The sequence below is a fragment of the Pseudomonas sp. H3_C08 genome (genome assembly GCF_054669455.1).
Window position 1 is genome coordinate 1,946,290 of the sequence record NZ_CP162803.1, and the last position, 24,383, is coordinate 1,970,672.

The 24,383-nt window shown below is 58.6% G+C and carries 25 protein-coding genes and 1 pseudogene; 8 read left to right on the forward strand and 18 right to left on the reverse strand.

Features of this window, described 5'->3' with window-relative positions:
• Positions 1–89: 89 nt before the first annotated feature.
• Positions 90–587, forward strand: coding sequence for a GNAT family N-acetyltransferase (locus AB4N74_RS08985; RefSeq protein WP_093432839.1), 498 nt, complete (start codon positions 90–92; stop codon positions 585–587).
• Between the two features lie 326 nt (positions 588–913).
• On the opposite strand, the gene AB4N74_RS08990 is transcribed toward AB4N74_RS08985, so the two are convergent.
• The 3 genes from AB4N74_RS08990 to AB4N74_RS09000 all read right to left on the reverse strand — a co-directional run bounded on the left by AB4N74_RS08990 (position 914) and on the right by AB4N74_RS09000 (position 3,537).
• Positions 914–1,123, reverse strand: a complete 210-nt coding sequence (locus AB4N74_RS08990) for a hypothetical protein (protein ID WP_460099528.1) — start codon at positions 1,121–1,123, stop codon at positions 914–916.
• 273 nt (positions 1,124–1,396) lie between these two features.
• Positions 1,397–3,145, reverse strand: coding sequence for a phosphoethanolamine transferase CptA (locus AB4N74_RS08995; protein WP_320336830.1), 1,749 nt, complete (start codon positions 3,143–3,145; stop codon positions 1,397–1,399).
• Between the two features lie 209 nt (positions 3,146–3,354).
• Positions 3,355–3,537, reverse strand: coding sequence for a DUF6026 family protein (locus tag AB4N74_RS09000; protein WP_007914840.1), 183 nt, complete (start codon positions 3,535–3,537; stop codon positions 3,355–3,357).
• A 273-nt stretch (positions 3,538–3,810) separates the two neighbouring features.
• Here AB4N74_RS09000 and gnd point away from each other — a divergent pair, with 273 nt between their 5' ends.
• The 3 genes from gnd to AB4N74_RS09015 are packed head-to-tail and all read left to right on the forward strand — an operon-like array spanning position 3,811 to position 7,129.
• Complete coding sequence (gnd, locus tag AB4N74_RS09005; protein WP_093432832.1) at positions 3,811–4,791, forward strand: phosphogluconate dehydrogenase (NAD(+)-dependent, decarboxylating); 981 nt, start codon at positions 3,811–3,813, stop codon at positions 4,789–4,791.
• Positions 4,788–6,311, forward strand: a complete 1,524-nt coding sequence (gene zwf, locus AB4N74_RS09010; protein ID WP_460099532.1) for a glucose-6-phosphate dehydrogenase — start codon at positions 4,788–4,790, stop codon at positions 6,309–6,311. Before gnd ends, zwf begins: the two co-directional genes overlap by 4 nt.
• The gene (locus AB4N74_RS09015; RefSeq protein WP_099759080.1) at positions 6,308–7,129 is read left to right on the forward strand and encodes an HAD family hydrolase; all 822 of its coding nucleotides are present in this window, start codon (positions 6,308–6,310) and stop codon (positions 7,127–7,129) included. The genes zwf and AB4N74_RS09015 overlap by 4 nt, the downstream gene beginning before the upstream one ends.
• Positions 7,130–7,253: 124 nt before the next feature.
• On the opposite strand, the gene nhaB is transcribed toward AB4N74_RS09015, so the two are convergent.
• The 3 genes from nhaB to AB4N74_RS09030 form a co-directional block, all read right to left on the reverse strand.
• Positions 7,254–8,756: a sodium/proton antiporter NhaB gene (gene nhaB, locus AB4N74_RS09020; RefSeq protein ID WP_093432826.1), complete on the reverse strand. Its 1,503-nt coding sequence runs from the start codon at positions 8,754–8,756 to the stop codon at positions 7,254–7,256.
• 73 nt (positions 8,757–8,829) lie between these two features.
• Positions 8,830–10,131 carry an NHL repeat-containing protein gene (locus AB4N74_RS09025; protein WP_460099536.1) on the reverse strand — a complete coding sequence of 434 codons (1,302 nt, stop codon included), beginning with the start codon at positions 10,129–10,131 and terminating at the stop codon, positions 8,830–8,832.
• 266 nt (positions 10,132–10,397) lie between these two features.
• Positions 10,398–10,664 carry a hypothetical protein gene (locus tag AB4N74_RS09030; RefSeq protein WP_093432822.1) on the reverse strand — a complete coding sequence of 89 codons (267 nt, stop codon included), beginning with the start codon at positions 10,662–10,664 and terminating at the stop codon, positions 10,398–10,400.
• 354 nt (positions 10,665–11,018) lie between these two features.
• On the opposite strand from AB4N74_RS09030, the gene AB4N74_RS09035 reads away from it, so the two are divergent.
• Positions 11,019–12,344, forward strand: a complete 1,326-nt coding sequence (locus AB4N74_RS09035; protein WP_016983762.1) for a sigma-54 dependent transcriptional regulator — start codon at positions 11,019–11,021, stop codon at positions 12,342–12,344.
• A 99-nt stretch (positions 12,345–12,443) separates the two neighbouring features.
• On the opposite strand, the gene AB4N74_RS09040 is transcribed toward AB4N74_RS09035, so the two are convergent.
• From AB4N74_RS09040 to AB4N74_RS09085, 10 genes and pseudogenes are all read right to left on the reverse strand, one after another.
• Positions 12,444–13,751 (reverse strand): transporter, encoded by a 1,308-nt coding sequence (locus AB4N74_RS09040; RefSeq protein ID WP_093432820.1) that lies wholly within the window; start codon positions 13,749–13,751, stop codon positions 12,444–12,446.
• A 45-nt stretch (positions 13,752–13,796) separates the two neighbouring features.
• Entirely contained in the window at positions 13,797–14,543 is a 747-nt protein-coding gene (locus tag AB4N74_RS09045) for a hypothetical protein (protein WP_093432818.1), read from the reverse strand.
• Between the two features lie 48 nt (positions 14,544–14,591).
• Positions 14,592–15,269 (reverse strand): annotated as a pseudogene (locus AB4N74_RS09050) (C39 family peptidase); the annotation flags it as partial.
• A gap of 63 nt (positions 15,270–15,332) precedes the next feature.
• Positions 15,333–16,340, reverse strand: coding sequence for a heme utilization protein (locus tag AB4N74_RS09055; RefSeq protein ID WP_093432813.1), 1,008 nt, complete (start codon positions 16,338–16,340; stop codon positions 15,333–15,335).
• A gap of 73 nt (positions 16,341–16,413) precedes the next feature.
• Positions 16,414–16,989, reverse strand: coding sequence for an adhesin (locus tag AB4N74_RS09060; protein WP_460099541.1), 576 nt, complete (start codon positions 16,987–16,989; stop codon positions 16,414–16,416).
• Between the two features lies 1 nt (position 16,990).
• The gene (locus AB4N74_RS09065) at positions 16,991–17,440 is read right to left on the reverse strand and encodes a hypothetical protein (protein ID WP_093432807.1); all 450 of its coding nucleotides are present in this window, start codon (positions 17,438–17,440) and stop codon (positions 16,991–16,993) included.
• Positions 17,416–17,652: a hypothetical protein gene (locus tag AB4N74_RS09070; RefSeq protein WP_139213402.1), complete on the reverse strand. Its 237-nt coding sequence runs from the start codon at positions 17,650–17,652 to the stop codon at positions 17,416–17,418. Before AB4N74_RS09070 ends, AB4N74_RS09065 begins: the two co-directional genes overlap by 25 nt.
• A gap of 145 nt (positions 17,653–17,797) precedes the next feature.
• Positions 17,798–18,322: an AAA family ATPase gene (locus AB4N74_RS09075; RefSeq protein WP_116256216.1), complete on the reverse strand. Its 525-nt coding sequence runs from the start codon at positions 18,320–18,322 to the stop codon at positions 17,798–17,800.
• Complete coding sequence (pnuC, locus tag AB4N74_RS09080; protein WP_099759084.1) at positions 18,319–18,882, reverse strand: nicotinamide riboside transporter PnuC; 564 nt, start codon at positions 18,880–18,882, stop codon at positions 18,319–18,321. The genes AB4N74_RS09075 and pnuC overlap by 4 nt, the downstream gene beginning before the upstream one ends.
• 167 nt (positions 18,883–19,049) lie before the next feature.
• Complete coding sequence (locus AB4N74_RS09085) at positions 19,050–20,684, reverse strand: methyl-accepting chemotaxis protein (protein ID WP_460099546.1); 1,635 nt, start codon at positions 20,682–20,684, stop codon at positions 19,050–19,052.
• 305 nt (positions 20,685–20,989) lie between these two features.
• On the opposite strand from AB4N74_RS09085, the gene AB4N74_RS09090 reads away from it, so the two are divergent.
• On the forward strand, positions 20,990–21,820 hold the full coding sequence (locus AB4N74_RS09090) for an undecaprenyl-diphosphate phosphatase (RefSeq protein WP_257355032.1): 831 nt from the start codon (positions 20,990–20,992) through the stop codon (positions 21,818–21,820).
• A complete protein-coding gene (locus AB4N74_RS09095) occupies positions 21,817–22,248 on the forward strand; it encodes a DUF1294 domain-containing protein (RefSeq protein ID WP_095126282.1) in 432 nt (143 codons plus the stop codon). Before AB4N74_RS09090 ends, AB4N74_RS09095 begins: the two co-directional genes overlap by 4 nt.
• A gap of 117 nt (positions 22,249–22,365) precedes the next feature.
• Here the strand turns inward: AB4N74_RS09095 and AB4N74_RS09100 are convergent, their stop codons facing one another.
• Positions 22,366–22,725, reverse strand: a complete 360-nt coding sequence (locus AB4N74_RS09100) for an MmcQ/YjbR family DNA-binding protein (RefSeq protein ID WP_099759087.1) — start codon at positions 22,723–22,725, stop codon at positions 22,366–22,368.
• Complete coding sequence (locus AB4N74_RS09105) at positions 22,722–23,630, reverse strand: LysR substrate-binding domain-containing protein (protein ID WP_093432790.1); 909 nt, start codon at positions 23,628–23,630, stop codon at positions 22,722–22,724. The genes AB4N74_RS09100 and AB4N74_RS09105 overlap by 4 nt, the downstream gene beginning before the upstream one ends.
• Positions 23,631–23,758: 128 nt before the next feature.
• Here AB4N74_RS09105 and AB4N74_RS09110 point away from each other — a divergent pair, with 128 nt between their 5' ends.
• Positions 23,759–24,370 carry an FMN-dependent NADH-azoreductase gene (locus AB4N74_RS09110; RefSeq protein ID WP_257355037.1) on the forward strand — a complete coding sequence of 204 codons (612 nt, stop codon included), beginning with the start codon at positions 23,759–23,761 and terminating at the stop codon, positions 24,368–24,370.
• The last annotated feature ends 13 nt before the right edge of the window (positions 24,371–24,383 follow it).

Genomic DNA, 24,383 nt, shown 5'->3' on the forward strand with positions numbered 1-24,383 from the left:
GGTTGCCCGCCCGATCACCCCCGCGCTAATGTCAGGCAGCCTTTCAGTACGCACTTTGCGCGCCGGGGCTTTTGTGTTCGGGGATGGAAATGGATTCCGCAGAAATTCTTGTACTTCAGGCCAGCTACAGCAATCCAACGCACGCCGAGGCCATCGGTATCGTGCTCAACCACTATGCAGAAGACCCAATGGGCGGCGGTCATTCGCTCGACCCTGAGCTGCTGCGTCGGCTGCCCGAAGAACTGGCCCGGCGCCCGCATGCGTTCAGTGTGCTGGCCTTTGTCGGTGGTGAACCGGCGGGGCTGGTGAACTGCTTTGAAGGGTTTTCCACGTTTGCCTGCAAGCCGCTGGTCAACGTCCATGACGTGGCGGTGGTGGGCCGCTTTCGCGGTCTCGGCCTGAGCCAGAAGATGCTGCAGAAAGTCGAGGAAATTTCTCGCCAGCGCGGTTGCTGCAAAATCACCCTCGAAGTGCTGGAAGGCAACGCCGTGGCGCAGAATGCCTACAGCAAGTTCGGCTTTGCGCCGGGCATGTTCGACCCGGACCACGGGCGCATGCTGTTCTGGATCAAGAATCTGCAGGCCTGAAAGCCTGAAAAGCCCCTCACCCTAACCCTCCCGAAACGTCGGACCGCCCAAAGGGAGAGGGGACTGACCGAGGTGTTTGGGCAACGTACGCCGACCTGAAACATCGAGCCGAACTCAGGTTTTGAACAGCCCACAAAACTGCTCCCTCTCCCTCGGGAGAGGGCTGGGGTGAGGGGCGAATTCACCACAAATCAAAAGCCGGACATCCAATCCTGACTAATCGACTGAATGAACCCCAAAAAAAAGGCGCCCCAATCAGGGCGCCAAACTGTCTTCTTCCAGGCCAGAGCGGAGCCACGGAAGGTCCATCGGTTGCTCGGTCAATCTCAGTCGCGATACGACTCGGTCACTTGCGCCGTCTGATCGGCGGGAACGCGAATTTCCTTCGCGTTGGCGTCGCTCTTTTGCTCGCTCTGGGCGTGGTGAACCGGGAAATTGTCGTAGTGATAACGCATACGCTCAGCGCCGCCCTCGGCAAAAACGCTGGCAGAACCCAGGGCAAATAGCCCGGCAAGGATTGCGGTAGTGATTTTCATGGTGCCTCCTACTGAACAAGTGGGAGCCGTTCGTCCATGAAGCAGATCTCGGAAGAGAGTCTGGGAGGCCTGAATTAACGCGGGGTTAACGCCCGTTCAGTGGAGTTTTTGCAGCATGTTGCAGAACATTTGATAGTCGGGAACGGGGGGCACCTGTCAGAGCTGACCGTGGCGACGCATTGGATGGGGCAGAGGTAACAAGCGAAATTCGAGGCCGGCTGGATGAGTTTTCTGCGGACATGAAAAAGGGGCCGGTTTCGGCCCCTTCTGGTGTTACTTCTGCGCGACATCCGCCGGCGCGGCGTCGGGTTTCTTCGGCTTCATCAAACTGAAGTCGATCAGCGCACGCTGCTCGGTCTGGTACGGATCGCCGATCAGCAGAGGGCGAGCCTTGAAGCTGTCGCTGACCAGGCTCTTGCTGTGATCGAGTTCATCGAAGCTCAAACCGGCCAGGTCAGCCCAGGTGTGGATCAAGTGCGAACTGCTGTACGGACGATCGAGGTCGGCGGCGAAGTTCCAGTCGTGGTTGGCTTTCCACTTCGGCGACGCCCAGGCCATGAACGGGATGGTGTACATCGGCGCGGTCGGTTTGTTTTCGTTGCGGCCCAGAGTCTTGTGGCCCACTGAGTCGAAAACGTCTTCACCGTGGTCCGAGAGGTACAGCAGGAAGCCGTTCGGATCGGATTTGGCGTAATCCTTGATCAGGCTCGACACCACGAAGTCGTTGTACAGCACGGCATTGTCGTAGCTGTTGTAGGTCGGGACCTGGTCGTCACGCACGCCGGCTGGTACGCCGGTGCGGTCCTGGAACTTGTCGAATGTCGGCGGATAGCGGTACTGATAGCTCATGTGCGTGCCGAGCAAATGCACAACGATCAGCTTGCGTGGCGCGGCGTCAGCCAACGCCTTGTTGAACGGCTCGATCACATCACCATCGTACTGCGCGGCGTTCTGATTGCGGTTGTTGTTCAGGTACACCTGCTCGTCGGCCTGTTCGGAGAAAGTCGTGAGCATGGTGTTGCGCTTGGTCATGGTCTGCTGGTTGGTGATCCAGAAGGTCTTGTAGCCGGCCTGTTTCATCATGCTGACCAGCGACGGCGTCGACAGGTACAGATCCGGATGCTCTTCGTCAGCGAAGGTCAGCACTTGCTGCAACGCTTCGATGGTATATGGACGCGGGGTGACGACGTTATCGAAGATCGCCAGTTGATCCTTGAGCTTGTCCAGTTCCGGCGTGGTGTTGCGCTGATAGCCATAAAGGCTCATGCGTTGACGGTTGGTCGATTCACCGATCACCAGCACCAGGGTCTTCGGCTGGTCGGCCGAGGCATCCTTGAGGTTTTTCAGCGGCGGGATCTTGCTCACGTTATGCAACATGCCCTGCATGTCGGCAAGGGTATCCAGATAACGGTGATAGGCCACGGCCATCTGCCATGGCACCGCCGGTTCGATACGGGTTTCGAATTTCTCGAAGCCTTGGGCGAAGGTGCCCATGCGCAGGGTTTGCTTGACCAGTGGATAGCCGACCACCGCGATCACGATCGCCGTCGCCGCTACCAGCGCACGGCCACGGGGCATGTACACCGGGCGCAGGCGGGTCCACAGGAAATACGCGAACGCGGTATGGGCAAGGAATGCCACCACCATCCACCAGGCAAAGTACTGGGTCATGTACTCGCCGGCTTCAGAGATGTTCGACTCGAACATGATGAAGATGACGCTTTGCGAGAATTCCTGCTGATAAATGAAGAAATAGCCAAGACTGGCCATCGAGCAGGCCCACAACACCACGCCGATCACGGCAGCGAGCAGTTTGGTGCGTTTGGGGAAGAGCAGCATGGGCGCCAGCCACAGCGCGCTCATGAAGAACGCCTGACGGAATCCGCTGAAGCCGGAGGTGCCGGTCAGCTGGATCAGCAGTTGGGTGATACCCGAGAAGTACCAGAAGAATACAAACAGCCAGATAAAACCGGCCCAGTCGAAACCTGTCGCAGTCGTTTTGCTGCGTTTGAACAATGCCATTCGGCGCTCCAGCTCACTCGTTACAACCACCGCCGGAACATCCATGAAGCCGACGAACGGAGGCCGTACGCGCAGGTACGGCCAGAATGGGGCGGAGTATTACGAAGAGAATGTGAAAAGTTTGTGAGTTGCCGCTTTGCTCTATAGAGAGGCGGGCAGCGATGGATCATGTCGGGAACAGCGGTGGCCGTTCCCGAAACAGGCGGGGATCAGGCGTGGGGGTGACGCTGAACGACCGGCAAAGGTTGCGGCTGCACACCTTGGGTCAACAGGCGCAGCTGCGCCAGCTCCTGTTTCAACTGGTCGCGTTCGTCTTTCAACTGGCGCAATTCATCGCGACGGATTGTCACGTACAGGGTTTGTGGCGGCATTGCTGTGTGTACTGTGCCCATTGCTCACCTCGCAAATGGCGTGCATCAACTGTAGGTCGTCCCCGCTTTGGGGTACTGACTTACTATCGGCGCCGATTTTGATTTCTTTTGCCTGTGAATGGAACTTTTTTATTTTTCATGGTCGGTGTGTCTTCGGCAGGATTCGGGGCGTTATCAGTCTGGATCGGGCACAATGCCCGGAAACTTCATCGCAACGCTCTGGACTAACCTCCATCAGTCGCGTTGGGCTATAACCAATGACACACATTTATTTGTAGTAAGGAGCATCAGCACATGCAACTCGGGATTATTGGACTGGGCCGCATGGGCGGCAATATTGCGCGACGTCTGATGCTCAACGGTCACACCACCGTTGTTTACGACCGCAATACCGCTTTCATCGAGAACCTGGTCGCCGAGGGCTCCACCGGCGTCGCCGACTTGCCGGCAATGGTTGCCGGCCTGGCCAAACCGCGTGCGGTCTGGGTCATGTTGCCGGCCGGCGCGCCGACCGAAGACACCATCAACACCCTGAGCACTTTGCTCGAAGCCGGCGATACCATCATCGACGGCGGCAACACCAACTATAAGGATGACATCCGCCGGGCCAAAACTCTGGCCGAGAAAGGCCTGCACTACATCGACGTCGGTACCTCCGGCGGCGTCTGGGGGCTGGAACGTGGCTATTGCATGATGATCGGCGGTGACGCCGAAACCGTGCAGCGCCTCGACCCGCTGTTCGCTGCTCTGGCGCCGGGCATGGGTGATATCCCGCGCACCAAGGATCGCCAGTCCGACGACCACCGCGCCGAACACGGCTACATCCACGCCGGTCCCGCCGGTGCCGGGCACTTCGTGAAGATGATTCACAACGGTATCGAGTACGGCATGATGGCCGCGTTCGCCGAGGGCTTCGACATCCTCAAGACCAAGTCCAGTGAGCGCCTGCCGGAAGATCAGCGTTTCGACCTCAACGTGGCCGACATCGCTGAAGTGTGGCGCCGTGGCAGCGTGGTGTCGTCGTGGTTGCTCGACCTGACTGCCGATGCACTGGCCAGCGATCCGAAGCTCGACGGCTTCTCCGGTTCGGTTGCCGACAGCGGTGAAGGTCAATGGACCATCGAAGCGGCCATGGAACAAGCAGTGCCGGTACCGGTGCTGTCGAACTCGCTGTTCTCGCGCTACCGCTCGCGCGGTCAGGGCACCTTTGGCGACAAGATTCTTTCGGCCCAGCGCTTCGGCTTCGGCGGCCACGTGGAGACACCGAAGAAATGACCCATACGATCCGCAGAAAATCCAAGGCAGAACCCGCACCACCGACCACGCTGTTTTTGTTCGGTGCCCACGGCGACCTGGTCAAGCGCTTGCTGATGCCGGCGCTGTACAACCTCAGTCGCGACGGCTTGCTTGACGACAATCTGCGGATCGTCGGCGTTGACCACAACGCCATTACCGATGAGGCCTTCGCGCAGAAGCTCGAAGATTTCATCCGCAACGAAGTGGCGGCGAAGGTCGGCAAGGGCGATCAGATGCTTGATCCGGCCTTGTGGGCCAAGCTCGCCAAAGGTATCAGCTACGTCCAGGGCGACTTCCTGGACGACAGCACTTATTCCGCGCTGGCGGCGAAAATCGCCGACAGCGGCACTGGCAATGCGGTGTTCTACCTGGCCACCGCGCCGCGTTTCTTCAGTGAAGTGGTGCGCCGACTGGGCGCTGCCAAATTGCTGGAGGAAACTCCCGAAGCGTTCAGAAGGGTGGTGATCGAGAAGCCGTTCGGCTCCGATCTGCAAACCGCCGAAGCGTTGAACGCCTGTTTGCTCAAGGTGATGTCCGAGAAGCAGATCTATCGGATCGACCATTATCTGGGCAAGGAAACCGTGCAGAACATTCTGGTCAGCCGGTTCTCCAACAGCCTGTTCGAAGCCTTCTGGAACAATCACTACATCGACCACGTGCAGATCACCGCCGCTGAAACCGTCGGCGTCGAAACCCGTGGCAGTTTTTACGAACACACCGGCGCCCTGCGTGACATGGTGCCCAATCACCTGTTCCAGTTGCTGGCCATGGTTGCCATGGAACCGCCGGCCGCGTTTGGCGCCGATGCGGTGCGCGGCGAGAAGGCCAAGGTTGTGGGGGCAATTCGTCCGTGGACCACTGAAGAGGCGCGGGCCAACTCGGTGCGCGGTCAGTACAGCGCCGGTGAGGTCGACGGCAAGCCGCTGAGCGGTTATCGCCAGGAGCCCAACGTCTCGCCTGACAGCAACACCGAAACCTACGTGGCACTGAAGGTGATGATCGACAACTGGCGCTGGGTCGGCGTGCCGTTCTACCTGCGCACCGGCAAGCGCATGAGCGTGCGCGACACCGAGATCGTCATCTGCTTCAAACCGGCGCCGTACGCGCAGTTCCGTGACACTGAAGTCGACCAATTGCAGCCGACTTACTTGCGCATCCAGATCCAGCCCAACGAAGGCATGTGGTTCGACCTGCTGGCCAAACGGCCGGGGCCGGCGTTGAACATGGCCAACATCGAGCTGGGTTTTGCTTACAAAGACTTTTTCGAGATGCAGCCGTCGACCGGGTACGAAACCCTGATCTATGACTGCCTGACCGGCGATCAGACGCTGTTCCAGCGCGCCGACAATATCGAGAACGGCTGGCGCGCGGTACAGCCGTTCCTTGATGCCTGGCAGCAGGATGCAAGTGTGCAGACCTACGCCGCCGGTGAAGACGGCCCGCAAGCCGCCGAAGATTTGCTGACTCGCGATGGTCGCGTCTGGCATGGCCTCGGATGAGTGACTTTCCGCAACAACCTATCCGTTTTCTGCTCAGTGACATGGACGGCACGCTGCTGCTGCCCGACCACACGCTGAGCCAGCGCACCATCGAAGCAGTGCGTTCGCTGCGTGAGGCGGGCGTGTTGTTCAGCCTCGCCACCGGTCGACCGCCGAAAGCCATGTTGCAGCAGATCGAAGCCTTGGGTGTCGATTTGCCGACGGCGGCGTTCAACGGCGGCACTATCGTCAATCCTGACGGCAGTCTTTTGGTCGCGCATTACCTGCCGGCCAGCACCGCGCTGATTGCGCTGGCCACGTTTGCTGATCAGCCGGAAGTCGAAATCTGGGTGTTCAGCGGCGGCGACTGGCTGCTCAAGGATCCGCACGGGCCAATGGTGCCGCGCGAGCAGCATGGCCTCGGTTATCCGCCGGTGGTGGTGGAGAGTTTCGAGCCGTATCTTGAGCGCATCGACAAGATCGTCGCGACCAGTAACAACACTGAGCTGTTGATCGAACTGGAGGCGCGCCTGTTGCCCAAGGTCAATGGCATGGCGCAAGTGTCGCGTTCGCAACCGGTGTATCTCGACGTCACGGCGCTGGAAGCCAACAAAGGCACCGCGCTGGCGACGCTGGCCGAACATCTCGGTATTCCATTGGCGCAGACAGCGGCCATCGGCGATGGCGGCAACGACCCGGCGATGTTCCATTGTGCAGGCTTTTCGATAGCCATGGCCCAGGCGGAGGACGCCGTAAAGCGCCAAGCCGACGTGGTCACCGCGCCGAACACTGAAGACGGCGTGGCGCAAGCGATCGAGAAATACATCCTCCCTCGCTGAAAGCACGCAAAACCAAATGTAGGAGTGAGCCTGCTCGCGATAGCAATGTATCAGTCACCATTTCCTGGGCTGACACACCGCTATCGCGAGCAGGCTCACTCCTACAGTTTTTACGCGGTGTTGATCAGAGCCAATAGCTCACGGCATACCAACCCAGCAGTCCCATCACAAAGGTGTACGGCAACGCCATCCACACCATCCGCCCGTACGACAGGCGCACCAGCGGTGCAATCGCCGAGGTCAACAGGAACAGGAATGCAGCCTGACCATTCGGTGTCGCCACGCTTGGCAGGTTGGTGCCGGTGTTGATCGCGATCGCCAGCGTCTCGAAATGCTCGCGGCTCATGTGGCCGGCGAGGAACGCCTGTTTCACTTCGGTGATGTAGATCGTGGCGACAAACACGTTGTCACTGATCGCCGACAGCAGGCCGTTGGCAATGAACAGCATGCCCGGTTGTTGCTCGACCGGCAGGGCCAGCACCCACTCGATCAACGGCGCAAACAGCTGTTGATCGTGAATCACCGCGACCACCGCAAAAAACACCACCAGCAACGCCGTGAACGGCATGGCGTCCTTGAATGCGCTGCCCAGACGATGTTCGTCGGTGATGCCGGTAAACGCGGTGATCAACACAATCACCATCAAGCCGATCAATCCGACTTCGGCGATGTGAAAGGCCAGGCAGCCGATCAGGATCAGTGCCGCCGCGCCTTGCACCAGCAGGGCTGCGCGTTGGCGCGCTGTGCGCTCGGCATTGTCTTCGGCGGCGTAGTTGGCCAGCACGGCGCGAACATTGTCCGGCAGCAGTGTGCCGTAGCCGAACCAGCGCAGCTTCTCCAGCAACACGCAGGTGACCAGACCCGCTGCCAGCACCGGTATCGACACCGGCGCGACTTTCAGGAAGAACTCGGCGAAGTGCCAACCCATTTCGTGGCCGATCAGCAGGTTTTGTGGTTCGCCCACCAGTGTGCAGACACCGCCCAGCGCCGTACCGACCGCGCCGTGCATCAACAGACTGCGCAGGAACGCCCGGAATTGTTCCAGATCGTCATGGTGAAGTTTCGGCAGGTTCCGGTCGTCAGCAAACTCACTGTCCTGGCGCGGGTCGTTGCCCGACGCGACACGGTGATAAACGGAATAGAACCCGACCGCCGCACTGATGATTACCGCGGTCACCGTCAATGCATCGAGAAATGCCGACAGGAACGCGGAAAGAAAGCAGAACAGCAAGGCCAGTATCGCTTTTGATCGCACGCCCAACAGCAGGCGCGAGAACAGAAACAGCAACAGATCTTTCATGAAGTAGATACCGGCCACCATGAACATCAGCAGCAGGATCACCGGGAAGTTGTGCACCAGCTCATCGTAAAGCGCTTGGGGGGTGGTCATCTTCAGCAGCAGTGCTTCGATCAACAACAAACCGCCGGGCATCAGCGGATAGCACTTGAGCGCCATCGCCAGGGTGAAGATGAATTCGATCACCAGCAACCAGCCGGCCGCGACCGGGCCGACGCTGAACAGCACGACGGCGTTGAGGATGAGGAAACCGACGATGGTCGCCTTGTACCAACGTGGCGAGTGCCCGAGAAAATTTTGCGCGAACGCCTGGGCCATTGAACCGGACATCGGCTGCTCCTTGTCTTTAGAAGCGCGCAAGTTGCCGGATGCGTTGCGGAAGATCAAGTACAGTGCGTGTTTTTCAATGGTTCAGGTAACGCGCCACCATGGCCCGGTAGTTGCCATCCAATGAATAACCGCCGACGAGGATGGCATTGTCCGCTTGCACGGCCAGCGAGTTGGCGGTGTCGAGACTGCGCCCCAGACGCGTGCGCAGCCAGCCTTTGCCGTCACCGAAGCTGTGATCCAGGCCGCCGTCCCTCTGGTAACGAGCAACAATAAAATCTGCTTCGAATCCGCCAATGGTTGCACCGACCGCGATGATGCGGCCGTCCGCCATGCGCTGGGCGGCACTCCATTGGCAGCCGCTCGGGCCGATTTCCAGCAGTTGTGGCTGGCCACCATGGTTGTGCAGGTTCGGTCGGCCATTGGTATGCAGGCTGTACGCCATGCACCGAATCGGGTCGCGACTGCTGCCGAAACAATGCAGTGCATCGGCCGATTCCAGGACCTGACTGACCTGGGCGCTTTGCCCGTGGGCCTTGAACGCCATGAAGCCGTCCACGGCAAAACGCTCGTCGAGGCGACCATCGGGCAGGTAGCGCGCCAACAAACCTTCCTGCGGAAAGTCGATGGAGCCGGCCACTACAATTCGACCATCCTTTTGCAACAGCAGGCTGCTGAGCCAGGTGTTGAGCAGTAAGTGACGAATCATCACGAAGCCGCGGCCGTTGAAGGTTTCATCGAGGCTGCCGTCGGACTTGAGGCGGATCAGCATGCCGGCATGGTCGGCGAGTTCGAAATGGTGATTGGCGATCAGTAGAATATGGCCGTCGTCCTGGACTACAAAGTCGCAGGCTTCAGCACCCGGGACGCCCGGCGGTAGCCAGGCATCACGGCTGCCCATCGACAAGTCGCCGGGCAGGCGCACCACCTGACGACCGTTGTCACCGAAGCGCAGGTCCGGCTTGCCCTGTGCGTCAAACATGGCCAGAGCCGGCAAGGTGCGATGAGCGTTTTCATAATGCAGGCCGGCGAGCAGGATGCGTCCATCGGGGAGTACCCGGACTTTGCCGGCCGTGGCTTCAAAGCCCGGGGCAAAGGTTTCGATCACGCTGCCTTGATCGCCAAAGGTCAGATCGGCCGAGCCATCGGCAAGCATCCGCGCCAGGCCGAATCGGCTGCCGGTGGCGACGCCAACCTTTGCTGCGACCAGCACCCGTCCCTGCGCATCGAGGGCGATGTCCTCGGTCAGGTTGGACACACTGCCAGCGAAATACACTTGAGCAACGCCGTTAGCGGCAAATGTTCTGTCGAGTTGACCGGCTCGGCTCAATAAAGAAGTCGATACCACCGGCAGCGCGAAAGTGTTCAGAGTGGACATGCACGCATCTCCTTGCGAGTTGACCGGGCGGGTAACTGCATGAGCGAAACATTCAATCCCTGAACCGGGAGAAGTACAACTGTAAGAACTAACAGGTGGACGGTCGCACTGTGCCAGAACAGTGTCTTTTTGAACCAATAGCAAGCCGGCCAAGCAGTTACGCCTGAATAAGTTGCAAATGGTTGTGCAAAAGTACGGAGCGTTAAAAAGATTAGAACTAACAGAGTAGGGCGGATGACCTGAGCGTCATCCGCATCGCCCGGCGGTTAGTGTGGCATCGACCAGGATTGCAGGCTGTAACCTTCTTCGCTGAGTTCAGCGCGAGCCTGCTCCAACAGTTGCTCGAGTTGCGCCGGATCGGAGTAGGCGCTGCTCGGGATCTGTTTGCTACCGATGCGCGAGTTGGTCCGGTCGATCACGGTCAGGCTGAGCTCGCCATTGCCGTCTTGTGGCGCCCAGGCCACGCACTGGAACGGTTTGAACGCGTGGTTGGCAATCAAAAGAGCTTCGTTGATACGGAGCGGGGCGGTCATGGGGTTTTCTCTCTGTCGTGCCCAATCAAATGATGTGCCGTCGGTTGGGCTTACCGTTCGGCTGGTACTTGTACTGATGCACCGAACCGGTAGGCAGGTCACACATGAAACAAAGAAATTTCAACTTTCTTTCAGGGTGTTGCATTGTCGGCAGGTTTTGAAAGCTCACTGAAAGGTTGAAACAGCAATTTAGTCGATAGCTAACTAACAACCTGGTTTCTTATAACGCGTTTGCTTGTACACCTATAAGCAATCGATACAAGGCGCTGTCAAAATCTTGCTAATGTTACAGTCGGGTCTGCCAAATGACTGTTTTTACAATCATTTCTAATAATTTGGCGCCAAGGAACAGTCATGAGCGAAGCGCCAGCGTTACGACGTTTATTGGTGGTCGATCCGTGCGACGACTGCCACCGCTTATTGCCCGGATTACGCGCCGTAGGTTGGGATGTTGACAGTTGCACCCTGGAAAATGCCGCCGACCGCAGTTGTGATGTCGGCTTGTTGCGATTACAGCCGTTTCATCTTGAACGCCCCGAGGCGGTCAAGGAGCTGATCAGTCGCAGCGGCACTGAATGGATCGCCGTGCTCAATCAGGAAGTCCTGCGTTTACAGAACGTCGGAGACTTCGTCTGTGAATGGTTTTTCGATTTCCACACCTTGCCGTTCGACGTGTCGCGGGTGCAGGTCACCCTTGGCCGGGCATTCGGCATGGCGCGCTTGCGCGGGCAGGGCACGATTCACGTCGATCAGCCCGAACATGAACTGCTCGGTGACAGCAAGCCGATCCGCGAATTGCGCAAGTTACTCAGCAAACTGGCACCGACCGAATCGCCGGTGCTGATCCGCGGTGAAAGCGGTACCGGCAAAGAACTGGTCGCGCGCACGCTGCATCGGCAATCCCAGCGTCACAGCAAACCGTTTGTGGCGATCAACTGCGGGGCGATTCCCGAACATTTGATTCAGTCCGAGCTGTTCGGCCACGAGAAAGGCGCGTTTACCGGTGCGCATCAGCGCAAGGTCGGGCGCATTGAGGCAGCCAATGGCGGTACGCTGTTTCTCGATGAGATCGGTGATCTGCCACTGGAACTGCAGGCCAATCTGCTGCGCTTTTTGCAGGAAAAACACATCGAACGCGTCGGCGGCAGCCAGCCGATCCCGGTGGATGTGCGTGTGCTGGCGGCGACTCACGTCGACCTTGAGGCGGCCATCGAGAAGAAACGTTTTCGCGAAGACCTGTATTACCGGCTCAACGTGCTGCAAGTGGTCACCGCGCCGTTGCGTGAACGCCATGGTGATCTCTCGATGCTGGCCAACCACTTTTCCCACTTCTACAGCCATGAAACCGGTCGCCGCCCGCGTAGCTTCAGCGAAGACGCGCTGATTGCCATGGGCAAACATGACTGGCCGGGTAACGTTCGTGAACTGGCCAACCGTGTGCGACGAGGTTTGGTGTTGGCTGAAGGGCGGCAGATCGAGGCCCGGGATCTGGGCTTGATCAGTCAGCACTCGATCGCCACACCGATGGGCACGCTGGAAGATTACAAGACCCGCGCCGAACGCCAGGCGTTGTGTGATGTGTTGAACCGGCACAGCGATAATCTCAGTGTGGCGGCCAAAGTGCTCGGGGTGTCTCGGCCGACGTTTTATCGCCTGCTGCATAAACACCAGATTCGCTAGATACCTGAAGATCAAAAGATCGCAGCCTGCGGCAGTTCCTACATTGGGTTTGTGTAATCCCTGTAGGAGCTGCCGCAGGCTGCGATCTTTTGCTTTTTCCTAGAAGTAGTAAGGGAATTTCAGGCTGAAGGAAAAGTCCGGTGCATCGTCGGTCAAACCGATCGACAAGTTCGGAACAATGGTCAGGTTGTCGGTGGCCGCAATGGTCATGCCGACGTTGAAATAACCGGCGTTGGCGTCACTGGATACCACCGATTGCCAATCGCCGCCATCCTGCTTCAGCTTGCTTTTACGCTGCACCAGGTCAGACATCGAGAACGACATACTCATCTTCTCGTTCAGCGCAAACGCAATACCAGCGCCGATCTGGAAGCTGTCGCCGATCTTGACCTTGCCCGGGTTTTTCTGGTTGACCGTCGAGCTGATGTCGTCAAACGACTCCTCCAGGTTGTGGGTGTAGGACAAGCTGCCGAACAGCACCGCCGGGTCGAACGTTTTGACCAGCGAGATCCCCGGCGTGACCGACCAGACGCCGTTGCCGGTGGGCAGGGTGTCAGGCACGAACAGGTTGGAGTTGGCGTCGGTCTGGCGCAGCTTGATCCCGAACGGATCCTTGCCGGTTGGCGCCTTGACGCGCAAGGTGACGACCGCATCCGGCGTGTTGGCTGACTCATCGAGGAACTTGTAGGCAATGCCGAAGTTGACGTCGCCAATGGTTGGATCGCGTGTCACGTCCTGCTCGGTCGTGACGTTGGACGCTCCGCCGTTACCGCCGCCGGATTGATAAGTCGAATCGCGGTAGACCACGGGCACGTTCAGGTCGAACTGCCAGCGATTGTCGAAGTTGTAGCGGCCTGTGAGGTCAAGGGTCCAGGTGTCGGCCTTGATCCGGTCGAGGTTGATGTTGCCGAGAAAGATCGAGTCGAGGGCCAGAAAGCCGTTGAGGATCAACTGGCGGGTGTCATAGCGCGAGTAGGTGATACCGGTTTCGAAGCTGAATTTGCCACCGCCGAAGAAGCCACTGGCCTCGTCATACAGGTTGGACACACTCTGTGCCGGTTGCGAATCATCTGCCAGCGATTGCCCGTAAGAAGCCCCACTGCCTCCGGCTGCGCCCCCCGACGCTGCTGCGGCCCCGGTACCGGTGGCCACTTTTGGATTGCCTTTCATATCCGACGGCGACTTGGCCAACCTTTTGGGTGGTGGCGCCGCCGGTTGATCTTCGACCTGGCGAACCCGTTGTTCGAGTACCGCCAGGGCCTTTTGTTGTACTTCGTAACGTTGTTTCAGCTCCAGAAGCTCTTGTTTCAGGACTTCTACGTCGGCGTCCGGTGCCGCTTGCAGCATCGCTGCAGGTAGAAGGGTGCTCAAGCAAACAGCGGCACGCAGTGATACTGATCGATACATGAATAAGCCGTCCCTTTAAGCCCAATGATCGAGACTCAGCGTAGTTCAATATCCAATATTTCGTAGTGCCCTGAGCTGAGTCAGGTTGCAATCCAGTGCGCCGGCACTCATGCCGTTATTGTTCAGGACGACGTTGAGTTGAGTCATGTTATTGACCACGTTGGCACTGCCGAGCAAACGGGTGTTCTGCAGCAAGCCGCCTTGAGCGACCTGTTGCAGGGCCGTACCTTGATTGCCGGAGGCCTGAATGGCCATTTGTACGCCGCCACCGTTGGCCGAAACCGCCACGCTGCCTGCCGCATTGCTGCCGCCGATGGTTTGCCCGGCCATCAGCGCCTGCCCTTGGGTGGGCACCAGTGCTGGCGCCTGACTGGCTTCTTTAACGTTGATGGCAACGTTGTTATAAGCGGTATTGCTGTCACCCGCAGCGCGTACGCTCTGTGTCACGCCCTGGCTGCTGTCGAGGCCGGCGCCACCGGTGATTGTGCCGGTACCCGTTGAAAGGGTGCTGCCGTTGCCGTGCTCCTTGATGGTTTGAACATAGAATTCAGGTTTTACCGTTGCTGCCTGAAGTTGCATCGAGGTCGAAGCCCCGATCAAATCGCCACTGGCGTTGCGCCAGGTACTGCTCATGACAATGCCGAAGCTGATAATCCGCCCCGGCATGACATAACGACCACGTAGTTCGGACAACTCCTTGTCTTGTATTTCTATAGGTTTGAATCCTGCATTGGCATAGCCTGACGCACTCGCTGCCAGGCAGGCGGCGGCCAGCCAGTATGAGGTTTTCATTTGCTGCTCCCGGGACATCCAGCCCCATTCTTTATAATCGGCGATTAAAAAGAAGTCGCTCTGTATGAACCCGAAGTCCATCAATTCAGCATCTCTGACAGGGTTGAAGTTATCCAGCTTGTTCTTCGCCGTCAGCGGTGTCGGCGGGCTGCGCAATGCATTGGTTTTGTCATAACCGGGGCCGACGATGGCGAAGACAATGCCGTTCCAACCTTTGACAAAGTCATCATGTTTGTAGCGCTTGTGGCCTAAAACCGGGTCTCCGATGTAAACCCAATCCTTGTCCGAACGCTGCAGAACCACGAAATGCTTGTAGCCGCGAATTTCCATCAGTACCACCACCGGGATGGTTACAGCATCGAGTTTTTCCGGCGGAATCTTGTAACCCCTGGCGCGCATGCCGATGCTTTCTATGTAGCGCTTCATGTCCAGCATGGAAAACCCTTGAGTACGAACAAGGTCCTGGTCAGCGTTGACCAGCATGCCTTTGATGATGTGCTCCTCATCGACGTCGAGCCAATAGGCCTGGCGTAACACCGTAGCCAGTGCAGCAGCGCCGCAGCTGAAATCGGTTTTCTGTTCGACAATGTCGGAAAACTTGCGCTCACGAATGCTTTGCACGTTCTTGTAGACGAGTACGCCGCCTGGGAGGGCAGCGACTGGCATCTGGGCAGCCTGGGTCAGGCCGGACAGGCAAAGCAGAGCGAAAAGGGCAGTCTTACGCATGATCGATACGCCTTTGCGGACTGAGGAAAAGCCCCGTTTCCGGGGCTTTCGTTTCGATCGCGATTACAGGCAGGCTTTGCAACCTGCAGCGATGGACAGCGAGTTGCTTTGTTGGTTACCAACACCAGCGGCGTTGTTGTAACCAGCGTTGCCGGAGAAGTTGTTGCCAACGTTGGAGATGCTTGCGTTGTTGGTCACAGGGTTTTTCCAGCCATCAGGGGTCAGCACTTGTTGCGTGGTTACACCGGCGAGACCGAAGATGCCGACAGCTTCAAAGGTCGCTTTCTGATCTTTGCTGCCGCCGTTGCCGCCATGACCACGGTCGTTGTCGCCATAACCGCCACCACCATGGCCTTTGTCGCCTTCGATGGTCGCTTTGCCAGCTGCCACGAATGCGCCGGCAGCGGTGAAGGTGCCTCTCAGAGTATCGGTTTTGTAGGTTTGAGTGCCATTGTTGGACACAGTCAACCCAGTGGAGCTTTGGTTGGCAGCGGCAGCGGCGTTAGCTACACGACCACCGGATACAGCAATGGCCAGGTTGTTTTTCTGTTGGTTGAAGTTGCCGGCACTGTTGTTCACACCTATGTTGCCGGAACCGCCGTTACCCACGTTGTTGAGGTTGGCGTTGTTGGTTGTCGAGTAGTTGGCAACCGCGTTGTTGTTGTTGACCTGAGTCGCGCTGGAAACGGACACGGCACTGCCGAAGATGAAGCTTTCGTCGGCAGTTGCCAGTGCAGCGGCGTTGTCTTGTTGGTTGCCATCCCCGGCGGTGTTGTTCATGCCGACGTTGCCGTTGGTGCCATTGGCGGAGTCGCGAACGGAGGCATCATTTTTGGTGCCTTGGTTGCCCACCAGGTTGCCATCGCTGTTCTGCGTGTCGAGTACGGCAGCACCAGCGCCGGCGCCGATTTGCAGAAGTTGTTCCAGGGTAGGGCCTTTTGGTTCATGGTTGCCATGACCATTGCCGTGCCCGTTACCATGATCGTCATCACGACCGCCTGCCTGTGCTGCGATTGCCATCACTGCTGCAAGTGCGAAAACCAGTGGTTTGAGAGCCATTGTAGGTTTCATGGTGTTTCTCCATCGTGCTTATTAGTTGGTTAAGTGTTGGTACTTTCTAATTGCACTGCTTTTGTTGTTTGGGTCAGTCAGCGACCCGGATGCTCAGGGTGTTAGCCATACGGTTCCCCACCCCAGCACTCTGGTTCACCTGGATTACCCCGCGGCTGCCGGTGAAGGCCTGATCACTTGTCGTGACCTGGCGACTGCCGGGTGAGGTACCAGTTGCTCCTGAGCTCGGTAGAAGCGCCACGTTCTGTTGCGAAAGGGCACTGTCGTCAACGCTCTGCGGGCCAGCACTGATGCTGACGCGCGTGACGTTGGCCATCTGGTTGTTGGCACCGGCGCCCTGGTTCACACCGAGGATCCCGTTGCCATTACTGAAAGAGTTGCCGCCAATGGTCGCGCTGGCATTCGTCGACGGGTTACCGGGTGTGTCGATGTGCTGGCGGACGATTGTGGTGGCGCTGGCCGAGGTGCCGATGGCAATGGCCTTGGTGTTGGTCTGTTGCATCTGATCGCCAGCGGCCTGGTTGATGTTGTAGTTGCCGCGGTACTGGATGCCGGTGTCCTGAATGTTCGCGTTGTTCACTGAGCTGGGGTCGGCGGCCATGGCGTTGGCGCAACCGAAGAGGGCGAGCAGGAGCAGGGTGCGATTCATCTTATTGGCCTCCAGCCATGCGGGTCAGCGGCGCAAGGCCTGCGCCCATTGCGCGGTTGACGGTGTTGGAGATGGAACCGCCGGCGCCGCCGCCGTGGCCGCTGCTCATACCGGGCAGGCCGTTGGTATTGGTCAGGGTGTTCATGCCGGGCAGATTCGCCGTCGGTGTGCTGATGTTGCCGCGGATCGAGGAGCCACTGGCTACGCTGGCAAACTCACCGTCATTGAGCTCAGTGCTGCTCATCGCCTGATTGATGCGGGCTGAGGGGTTAGCATTGACTGTGGTTGGATAGGGGTCTTTACCGCCGCTGCGACCGATAGGAATAGGCTGAACATCGCGGTTGAGGACAATCACGCCATTGCCTTCTGCCTGCACGTTGAAGCTGATGAACGTACTGGCTGCTGATCCGATCAGCAGAAGGCAGGTCAAACCTTTTTTGATATTCCCCACGGCTGCAATTCCTTCTTCAGTGGGCTGGCCCTAGTCAGCGTTGTGAAGGAGAGAGCGAAAGCTGTGCCGCTTTTGAAATATCTTTCAATTTCAATTGCTTGGGGAATAGATGCGCCGGCCTGATACACCGCCTGTTTCATGGCTGATACACGCAGGGTGGCGTTGACCTGTCTATTGGCTGAATAAAGCTCTGGCACAAGGGTTTGCGCCAAGGTGTTTCAGCCACGTAACAACCGGCATGACAAAGCTGTGAACCGTGCTGAAACGGGCACTTTGCACGCGGGCGAGTGTTTCAGGATTGGACACTTTGTCCCCAAAACAGGGGAAATCGCGTGGGAAAGGGACCCTTTGACCGGGTCACTCAGCCAGCAGTTGCTCGACGGCGGCAAATGCCTGCGACTGGCGCTCGGCCCAATTGCCCTCGATGACCTGAAAGCGTTGATGGTGGTTTTCCAGCCAGTTCTGCGTGGCCTGGTAAAACGCCAGACGCTCGTCCAGATCCGGCTGGCAGCGCTGACCGTCATCGGTCCAGTCGATCTGCTCTGGCGAGAGTAAAAGGTGCAGGTCGTAATGCCGTGCCAACAATTCGGATTCCAGCCAGGCCGGGCAGTCACCGAACAGCGTCTGGCTCCAGAGCATATTGCTCAGCAAGTGCGTGTCGAGGATCAGCAATGACGGCTGTTGCGCCCGCGCTTCATCTTCCCAGTGCAACTGGCCCCGAGCGATTTCCGGGATATCAGCCAGACAAGTGTCGCGGGGATTGAGTTCGATAAACCGACGCACGTATTCATCCACCCGCAAGCCGCCAAAGCGTTGTTGCAGGCCCGCCGCCAGCCAGCTCTTGCCGGTGGATTCGGGGCCGGTCAGGACCACAACCTTCATGTGCGCAACGCCGGGTCAGCACGCCATTCACGAAAGCCCTGGATCGCCAGCAGAGTGAACAGCCCGTACAGCGCAGCGGTCAGGTACAGCCCCTTATAGATGAACAAGCCGACAAAGATCACATCCAGCACAAACCACAGCGCCCAGCATTGCAGGCGTTTCTGCGCCATCCACAGTTGCGCGACCAGGCTGAAACCGGTCAGCGCGGCATCGAGCCACGGTTGCGCGGCGTCGGTCCAGTGAGCCATGGCCGCACCGAGCAACAGGCTGCCGACCGCGCCAACGCCCAAGCCGATCAGGACCGAGCGTTGATCGAGGCGCGTGACCTCACGACCGTCATGCATCGTCCCGGCGCGGGTCCATTGCCACCAGCCATAGACTTGCAGCGCGGCGTAGATCACTTGCAGCAACATGTCCGAATACAGCTTCACTTCAAAGAAGATCCAGCTATAGAGCAGCACCATGACCAGACCGATCGGCCAGCACCACGGATTCTGTTTGACCGTCAGCCACACGGCGATCACCCCGAGGGCGGCGGCAAACAGTTCAAGCCCAGACATGGGGGTTCCTTGGGGGAAATTGAGGAGGGGGCGGATTGTACTGCATTCGCCCAGACACTGAAGAACCCTGTGGGAGCGAGCTTGCTCGCGAAGGGGCCTGTGCAGTCGAAATCTTCTTTGACTGACCTGACGCTTTCGCGAGCAAGCTCGCTCCCACAGGTTTTGGGTCAGACGCGGAACTGGCGCAGGAGGGCGTTGAGTTGTTCGCTCAACTGGCCAAGTTTCAGGCTGGCCGCACTCGATTGTTCGGCAGCGATCGCCGTGCTGTGCGAGAGGCCGGCCGCCTGAGTGACGTTCTGATTAATGTCCTCGACCACATGCGCCTGCTGCAACGTGGCGCTGGCAATCGAAGCGTTCAGGCCATTGAGATTACGCAGTGCCTGGCCAATCGCATTCAGACTCGCACCGGCCAACCCGGCTTGTTCGATGGTCAATTGCGACGCCTTGCTGCTGTCGCCGATCACTTTCACAGCGGCTTCGGAATGGTTCTGCAGACGCTCGATCATTGACTGGATTTCCGCCGTCGACTTCTGCGTACGTTGTGCCAACAAGCGTACTTCATCCGCCACCACGGCAAACCCGCGACCTTGCTCACCGGCCCGCGCCGCTTCAATCGCGGCATTAAGCGCGAGCAGGTTGGTCTGTTCGGCAATCGAGCGAATCACTTCCAGCACGCTGCCGATCTGCGTACTTTCGGCGGCGAGGGTGCGGATCACCTCCACCGCTTGATCGATAGTGCCGGACAGTTTGTCGATCTGCTGCAAGCTGCCATCGATGTTGATCTGGCCCTGTTGCGCCTGCGCTTCGGCATCGCGCATTTCGGCGGCGGCGTGCTCGGCGTTCTTCGCCACGTCCTGCACGCCATAGGTCACCTCGTTGATCGCGGTGGCCACCAGTTCCATCTGCTGCGATTGCTGCTGGCTGCGTTGCTGCGCTTGCGAGGCGTCGTTGCCCAGTTCGCTGGACGACTGGCCCAGTGCACTGGCCGACACTTGCAAGTCACCGATGACCCGGCGCAGCTTGGCGGTGAAGGCGTTGAAGTGATGCGCCAGCTCAGTGACTTCATCTTTACCGTGAGTATCGAGGCTGCGGGTCAGGTCGCTTTCACCGCTGGCAATGTTGGCCATGGCGTTCACGGTTTCCTGCAGCGGACGGACGATGCTGCGCGCGATGAGGATCACCAGCAGCGCCATGATCACGGCAATCGCCAGGCCGATAACCGTAGCCTTGATCACTTGGCCCTGGAATTCCGCCTGCACGTCGTCGACGTAAACTCCGGAGCCGAGCACCCAGCCCCACGGCTCGAACAGTTTGACGTAGGAGGTCTTGGCCACCGGCTCACTGGCGCCGGGTTTCGGCCAACGGTAGTCGACCATGCCGGCGCCTTTGGACCTGGCGATGGCGACCATTTCGTTGAACACCGCAAAACCGTCCGGATCGCGGATCGCCGAGAGGTTCTGGCCTTCGAGTTTCGGGTTGGTCGGGTGCATGACCATCACGGGCGTGAGGTCGTTGATCCAGAAATAATCGCTCTGGTCGTAGCGCAGGCCGCGAATCGCCGTCAGCGCCTCTTTCTGCGCCGCCTCTTTGCTCAGGGTGCCGGCGGTTTCGAGGTCGTGGTAGTAGGTCAGCAGGCCGCTGGCGGTCTGTACTACGTGCTGGGTTTTCTGGGCCTTGGCGTGGTAGAGATCGTCGTGGATCTGCTTGAGCATCAACACGCCCAAGGTCAGCAACATGACCACCGCCACAATCAAGATGAGCCACAAGCGTCGGCTGATCGACACACTGCGCAAGCTGTTCATAACGCTGTCACTCCGGATTCTTTTTCTTGTAATAAACGACCGCCAGCATCCAACCACGATTTCGCGGTGAGGCATACGCGACCCAAGTCGTATAACGCGGCAGCGCTATTAAGGCTTGTCTGTTAGGATTTCGGCCCCGTGCGTGAAAACCTGAATCCAAATTGAAATTTCACGGAATTTTGACCGTTTCGTGTGGATCCTGTGCGTGCGGAATCGGTACAGCCATAAACAGCTACGCTGATCGCAGTGAACGCTAGAAAAATACTATCGGGGCATGCCGGCGCGCATCGCTCTTTGGGGGATTGATGGATCTTTGGACGGCCTTGCAGGCACTGATACTAGGAGTTGTAGAAGGGCTGACGGAGTTTTTGCCCATTTCCAGTACCGGACACCAGATCATTGTTGCCGACTTGCTGAATTTCGGCGGCGAACGGGCCATGGCGTTCAATATCATCATCCAGCTCGGCGCGATCCTCGCGGTGGTCTGGGAGTTTCGCCGCAAGATTCTCGATGTGGTCATCGGTTTGCCGACGCAGCCCAGTGCCCGTCGCTTCACCGCTAACCTGCTGATCGCGTTTCTGCCCGCCGTGGTGCTGGGCGTGATCTTTGCCGACCTGATTCACGAATACCTGTTCAATCCGATTACCGTTGCGACCGCGTTGGTGGTGGGCGGCATCATCATGTTGTGGGCGGAAAAGCGTCAGCATGCAGTGCACGCCGAAACAGTCGACGAGATCACCTGGAAAGATGCCTTGAAGGTTGGTTTCGCTCAGTGCCTGGCGATGATTCCCGGTACTTCGCGTTCCGGCTCGACGATCATTGGCGGGTTGCTCTTCGGCCTGTCGCGCAAGACTGCCACCGAGTTTTCCTTCTTCCTCGCGATGCCGACCATGGTCGGAGCGGCGGTCTACTCGGGCTACAAGTACCGCCATCTGTTTGTGCCGGCGGACTTCCCGGTGTTTGCCATCGGCTTTGTCACCGCGTTCATCTTCGCCATGATCGCCGTGCGCGGCTTGCTCAAGTTCATCGCCAGCCATAGCTATGCGGCATTTGCCTGGTATCGGATCGTATTTGGTCTGGTCATTCTGGCGACGTGGCAGTTTGGCTGGATCGATTGGGCGGCGGCCAAGCCATGAGTGATTCCCGCGCACGCCGGCCCGAAGGGCGACCTTCGGGCGGCAACAACATCCAGCATCTGAAGCTGAAACTGCTGGTTCTGCTGATCGTCTGCGCGTTGCCGCTGTTCGGCTCGGTGTCGATGTGGTTGCGCGGGATTTCGTTGGTGCCGCTGACGGCTTACGGTGTTGTGAGCGTGTTGGCGTTCTTCATGTACTGGGCAGACAAGCGCAAGGCGCGCGCCGATGCCTGGCGCACTCCGGAGAACATCCTTCATGCCGTGGAACTGGCGGGCGGTTGGCCGGGTGCATTAATCGCCCAGCAGGTGTTCCGGCACAAGACGCGCAAGGTGTCGTTTCAGATTCTGTTCTGGGTGATTGTCGTGTTGCATCAGGTGTTCTGGATCGACCAGCTGTTTCTTGGCTCGAATCTGCTGACGCTGTTCTGAATACACCGCAACTCCCTATGTAGGAGTGAGCCTGCTCGCGATAGCGGAGTGTCAGCCAAAGAAATTCCAACTGACACTCCGCTATCGCGAGCAGGCTCACTCCTACAGGGATCGGGTTTACAGCAACAAACCGATTTGGGTCTTTTTCGGCAACTTGCCCACCACCAGTTGATGCGAGCGCTGCAACAACCCGCGCAATTCCTCGGCGCCCAAAGGGTAGGGCGGATGCATGATGATCCACTGCGCCCGGGCCAGATAGGGCGCCGGGTGAATCCCCGGGCGGTCGCAATGACCGAGAAACAGATCTTTATCAACCTTGAACGCCAGCGAATCCCCACGCAGCCCCTGCAAGGCAAACATCTTGTTGCCGGCAATCGAAAACACTCGCACGCCGCCCCATTTGTAATCTTCCCGAGCGCCCGGCAATGCCAGGCAGAACGCCGCAACGTCGGCTTCGTTCATCTTTCCCTTGCTCATAACAACCGCTCCCCACAGGCATTGAACGACTCGACCAGATGATCGATCCACGCGCGCACCGCCGGCATCACCCCGCGTCGATGCGGATACACCGCTTGCAGCCAGCCGCCGGGCAGTGACCACTCCGGCAACATCTGCACCAGCGTGCCGTTTTCCAGCTCGGCCTCGCAATACATCATCGGCAACAGGGTAAACCCCTGACCGGCGAGGACGCAGGCCTTGCGTACGACAAAATCATCGATGCCCAGGCGAGCCTCCATGTTCAGTTCGAAACTGTGGCCTTGCTGATCGAGCAGGCGCACATGCACCATACGATCGGCCTCCAGCGCACCCAGTACGGGCAGATGCTTCAGGTCTTGCGGATGGTTGATCGTCTTGCCCTGTAAAAACGCCGGGCTGGCCACCACGACCATCTGCGCCTGACGCAGGCGTCGGGTCACCAGCAGCGGATCCTCGTCACCGTGCTCACGCACGCGCAACGCGACATCAAAGCCCTCACCGACCAGATCAACACGGCGATTGAGCAGTACGACTTCCAGTTGCACCTGCGGGAATTTGCCAAGGAAATCGCTGATCACCCACGGCAACATTTCCCGGGCCAGACCTGTAGGGCAGGACACGCGCAGTCGCCCGCGCGGCTCGCTGGACATGCTCGCCACCGCTTCATCGGCCATTTCTGCTTCGAGGAGCATTGCCTGACAGTGGCGCAAGTAACGTTCGCCAACTGCAGTGAGATTGAGTTGCCGGGTGGTGCGTTGCAGTAAACGCGCGCCAAGGCGTTCTTCAAGTTCGGCAATGCGCCGCGACAGCCGTGATTTGGGAATCCCGAGCAATCGCCCGGCCGCAGCAAAACCGCCGGCTTCGACGACTTTGGCGAAATAGTAGAGATCGTTGAGGTCTTGCATCAGGGATATCCGACTGTTCTATCAGTGGGACAAACTATCGCATTTCAGGCGGCTAATCATCCATTGGTTTCTTGCGTAGGATTGTCTCCATTCCGTCGCCACCGGCGATTCCTTCCAGGAGATTCCACATGAAACTGCTGCATATCGATTCGAGCATTCTGGGCGACAATTCGGCTTCCCGTCAGTTGAGCAGCGAAGTCGTCAAAGCCTGGCAAGTCGCCGACCCAAGCGCCGTGGTGACCTACCGCGACCTGGCCGCCGATGCCATCAGCCACTTCTCGTCGACCACCCTGGTCGCCGCTGGCACCACCGCTGAGCTGCGTAACGCCGCACAACAGCACGAAGCCGAACTGAGCGCTTCGACCCTGGCCGAATTCATCGCTGCCGACGCCGTCGTCATCGCCGCACCGATGTACAACTTCACCGTACCGACCCAACTCAAGGCGTGGATCGACCGCGTTGCCGTCGCCGGTCAAACCTTCCGTTACACCGAAGCCGGCCCTGAAGGCCTGTGCGGCGGCAAGAAAGTGGTGATCGTATCCACTTCCGGCGGTATTCATGCCGGTCAGGCCAGCGGCATCGCTCACGAAGAATATCTGAAGCTGGTACTGGGCTTCCTCGGCATCACCGACATCGAAATCGTCCGCGCTGAAGGCCTGGCGTATGGCGAAGAAGTGCGCAACAACGCGATGACCGCTGCGCAAGCGAAGATCAGCGAGCAACTGTTCGCCGCCGCGTAAGGCTTGCGTAAAG

What these genes read in the sequence shown, in the direction of transcription:
- gnd (WP_093432832.1), top strand. Translation starts at nt 3,811, where the DNA reads ATGCAACTCGGGATTATTGGACTGGGCCGCATGGGCGGCAATATTGCG.
- AB4N74_RS09030 (WP_093432822.1), bottom strand. Translation starts at nt 10,664, where the DNA reads ATGACCGCCCCGCTCCGTATCAACGAAGCTCTTTTGATTGCCAACCAC.
- pnuC (WP_099759084.1), bottom strand. Translation starts at nt 18,882, where the DNA reads ATGTCTGGGCTTGAACTGTTTGCCGCCGCCCTCGGGGTGATCGCCGTG.
- nhaB (WP_093432826.1), bottom strand. Translation starts at nt 8,756, where the DNA reads ATGTCCGGTTCAATGGCCCAGGCGTTCGCGCAAAATTTTCTCGGGCAC.
- AB4N74_RS09015 (WP_099759080.1), top strand. Translation starts at nt 6,308, where the DNA reads ATGAGTGACTTTCCGCAACAACCTATCCGTTTTCTGCTCAGTGACATG.
- AB4N74_RS09110 (WP_257355037.1), top strand. Translation starts at nt 23,759, where the DNA reads ATGAAACTGCTGCATATCGATTCGAGCATTCTGGGCGACAATTCGGCT.
- AB4N74_RS09045 (WP_093432818.1), bottom strand. Translation starts at nt 14,543, where the DNA reads ATGAAAACCTCATACTGGCTGGCCGCCGCCTGCCTGGCAGCGAGTGCG.
- AB4N74_RS09025 (WP_460099536.1), bottom strand. Translation starts at nt 10,131, where the DNA reads ATGTCCACTCTGAACACTTTCGCGCTGCCGGTGGTATCGACTTCTTTA.
- AB4N74_RS09085 (WP_460099546.1), bottom strand. Translation starts at nt 20,684, where the DNA reads ATGAACAGCTTGCGCAGTGTGTCGATCAGCCGACGCTTGTGGCTCATC.
- AB4N74_RS09100 (WP_099759087.1), bottom strand. Translation starts at nt 22,725, where the DNA reads ATGAGCAAGGGAAAGATGAACGAAGCCGACGTTGCGGCGTTCTGCCTG.
- AB4N74_RS09090 (WP_257355032.1), top strand. Translation starts at nt 20,990, where the DNA reads ATGGATCTTTGGACGGCCTTGCAGGCACTGATACTAGGAGTTGTAGAA.
- AB4N74_RS09055 (WP_093432813.1), bottom strand. Translation starts at nt 16,340, where the DNA reads ATGAAACCTACAATGGCTCTCAAACCACTGGTTTTCGCACTTGCAGCA.
- AB4N74_RS09105 (WP_093432790.1), bottom strand. Translation starts at nt 23,630, where the DNA reads ATGCAAGACCTCAACGATCTCTACTATTTCGCCAAAGTCGTCGAAGCC.
- AB4N74_RS08990 (WP_460099528.1), bottom strand. Translation starts at nt 1,123, where the DNA reads ATGAAAATCACTACCGCAATCCTTGCCGGGCTATTTGCCCTGGGTTCT.
- AB4N74_RS08995 (WP_320336830.1), bottom strand. Translation starts at nt 3,145, where the DNA reads ATGGCATTGTTCAAACGCAGCAAAACGACTGCGACAGGTTTCGACTGG.
- AB4N74_RS09000 (WP_007914840.1), bottom strand. Translation starts at nt 3,537, where the DNA reads ATGGGCACAGTACACACAGCAATGCCGCCACAAACCCTGTACGTGACA.
- AB4N74_RS09075 (WP_116256216.1), bottom strand. Translation starts at nt 18,322, where the DNA reads ATGAAGGTTGTGGTCCTGACCGGCCCCGAATCCACCGGCAAGAGCTGG.
- AB4N74_RS09035 (WP_016983762.1), top strand. Translation starts at nt 11,019, where the DNA reads ATGAGCGAAGCGCCAGCGTTACGACGTTTATTGGTGGTCGATCCGTGC.
- AB4N74_RS09040 (WP_093432820.1), bottom strand. Translation starts at nt 13,751, where the DNA reads ATGTATCGATCAGTATCACTGCGTGCCGCTGTTTGCTTGAGCACCCTT.
- zwf (WP_460099532.1), top strand. Translation starts at nt 4,788, where the DNA reads ATGACCCATACGATCCGCAGAAAATCCAAGGCAGAACCCGCACCACCG.
- AB4N74_RS09095 (WP_095126282.1), top strand. Translation starts at nt 21,817, where the DNA reads ATGAGTGATTCCCGCGCACGCCGGCCCGAAGGGCGACCTTCGGGCGGC.
- AB4N74_RS08985 (WP_093432839.1), top strand. Translation starts at nt 90, where the DNA reads ATGGATTCCGCAGAAATTCTTGTACTTCAGGCCAGCTACAGCAATCCA.
- AB4N74_RS09060 (WP_460099541.1), bottom strand. Translation starts at nt 16,989, where the DNA reads ATGAATCGCACCCTGCTCCTGCTCGCCCTCTTCGGTTGCGCCAACGCC.